Genomic DNA, 2,599 nt, shown 5'->3' on the forward strand with positions numbered 1-2,599 from the left:
GCAGGCGCTCAGCGCGCTGGTCGAGCGCCATGAGAGCCTGCGCACCCGCTTCGTCGATCACGACGGCCAGCCCGTCCAGGTGATCGACCCGCCCGCGCTGGTACCGCTGCCGCTGCTGGGCGTGCCGACGCTGCCGGAGGACGCGCGCGTCGCCTGGCTGCGCCAGTGGGTCGCCCACGCGGTGGCGCAGCCCTTCGATCTCGCTGCCGGGCCGCTGCTGCGCGCGGCGCTGCTGGGCCTGGCGCCTGAGGCGCACGTGCTGGTGCTAGTGGTACATCACATCGTCTCGGATGGCTGGTCGCAGGGCGTGCTGCTGCACGAGCTGAGCCTGCTCTACCGGGGCTTTGTCCAGCACAATCCGGTCGAGCTGCCGCCGTTGCCGGTGCAGTACGCCGACTACGCGGCCTGGCAGCGGCAGTGGTTGCAGGGCGCGGTCTTGGAGCAGCAGCTCGCCTACTGGCGACACCAGCTTACCGACGTGCCGCCGCTCGATCTGCCCACCGACTATCCGCGTCCGCCGCTGCTGAGCGCGGCGGGGGCAGCGGTGCGCGTGGCGGTGCCCGCCGCACTGACGGCGGCGCTGCACCAGCTCAGCCAGCAGGCGGGCGTGACGCTGTTCATGACGCTGCTGGCGGCGTGGCAGACGCTCTTGGCGCGCTATAGCGGGCAGACCGACATCGCGGTCGGCACACCGATCGCCGGACGGGTGCGGCCGGAGCTGGACGGGCTGATCGGCTTCTTTGTCAACACGCTGGTGCTGCGGACCGATCTGGCGGGCAATCCGAGCTTCGCGGCGCTGCTCGAACGGGTGCGCGCGGTCTGCCTTGACGCCTACGCCCATCAAGATCTGCCCTTCGAGCTGCTGGTGGAGCAGGTGCAGCCAGCGCGTGATACCAGCCGCACGCCGTTGTTCCAGGTGATGTTCGTATTGCAAAACACGCCGCGCACGATGATGGATCTGCCCGATCTCACGATCGAGCCGCTGGCCGTCGAGGGCCACACGGCCAAGTTTGATCTGAGCCTGGTGCTGAGTGAGACACCCGGCGGCCTGGTGGGTGCCATCGAGTATCGCACGGCGCTGTTCGACGCGGGGACGATGGCGCGGCTGGGGCAGCAGTATGGGCGGCTGCTGGAGGGGATCGTGGCCGATCCGGCGCAGTGCATCGCGCGGCTGCCGCTGCTGAGCGACGCCGAGTGGCAGCAGCTCATCGTGGGCTGGAACGCGACCGAGACGGCGTATGGGGAGGACGAGTGCCTGCACGAACTGGTAGCAGCGCAGGCGGCGCGCACGCCCGACGCCATTGCCGTGCGCTTCGGCGACACGACGCTGCGCTATCACGAGCTGAACGCGCGCGCCAACCAGCTTGCGCATGAGCTGCGTGAGCAAGGCGTCGGCAGCCACACCCGTGGAGACACCTACGTTGCGCTGCTGCTGCCGCGCTCGCCGGACTTCGTGATCGCGGCACTGGCGGTGCTCAAGGCGGGCGGTGCCTACCTGCCGCTCGATCCCGACACGCCGCCATCCCGGCTGCAAGGCATGCTCGACGATGCGCAGCCTACTGTGCTGCTCACGCATCGCGCATTGCTGCCACAGGATGGACAGGTGCCGCAGATCATCACGCTCGATACGGCCTGGCCGCAGCAGCCTACCAGCGCGCCACCGTGCCGCGTCACAGCCGATCACGTCGCCTATGCGATCTACACCTCCGGCTCGACCGGCACGCCCAAGGCGGTGCTCGTGCCGCATCGCGGCGTGGTCAACCTCGTCCGCTGGCACCAGCAGACCTATGCGCTGACAGAGTCCGATCGTGGCTCGCTGGTGGCTGGGCTGGCGTTTGATGCGGCGGTGTGGGAGCTGTGGCCGTATCTGGCCTGCGGCGCTAGTGTCCACATACCATCGGAGGACGTGCGCGCGACGCCCGCAGCGCTGGTCGCGTGGCTGGCCGCCGAGTCGATCACGGTGAGCTTCCTGCCGACGCCGCTGGCAGAAGCGGTGGCGGCTGAGTCCTGGCCGTCCACCGTGGCGCTGCGGGCGCTGCTGACGGGCGGCGATCTGCTGCACGTGCTAACCGGGAGCACGCTGCCCTGCCCGCTGATCAACCACTACGGCCCGACCGAGAATAGCGTCGTGACAACCTGCGCGGTGGTCGATACGCGGGATACGACGCTGCCGCAGATTGGCCGCCCGATCGCCAACACCCAGGTCTATCTCCTTGATACACAGATGGAGCCGGTGCCGATCGGCGTGGCAGGCGAGCTGTACATTGGCGGCCTCCAACTGGCGCGGGGCTATCTCAACCGCCCGGATCTCACGGCGGAGCGCTTCGTGCCCGATCCGTTCAGCCCAAGCCCTGGCGCGCGACTCTACCGCACGGGCGATCTGGCGCGCTACCGCCCTGACGGCGCGCTCGTGTTCGTGGGCCGGAGCGACCAGCAGGTGAAAGTACGGGGCTACCGTATCGAGCTGGGGGAGATCGAGGCGGTGCTGCGGCAGCATGCGACCGTGCGCGAGGCGCTGGTCCTGCTGCGCGCGGATGCGCCAGGCGATCCCCGCATCGTGGCGTACGTCGTCGAACACAGACCCGCCGCCCAAGAACAC

General features: G+C 69.3%; 1 protein-coding gene. It reads left to right on the forward strand.

Annotated features, from left to right (window positions below; all coding sequences use genetic code 11):
* Nucleotides 1-2,599: amino acid adenylation domain-containing protein (locus VFZ66_19345; GenBank protein HEX6291348.1), on the forward strand; the 2,599-nt coding region annotated here is incomplete at both ends.

Source organism: Herpetosiphonaceae bacterium (genome assembly GCA_036374795.1).
Classification (GTDB): Bacteria; Chloroflexota; Chloroflexia; order Chloroflexales; family Kallotenuaceae; genus LB3-1.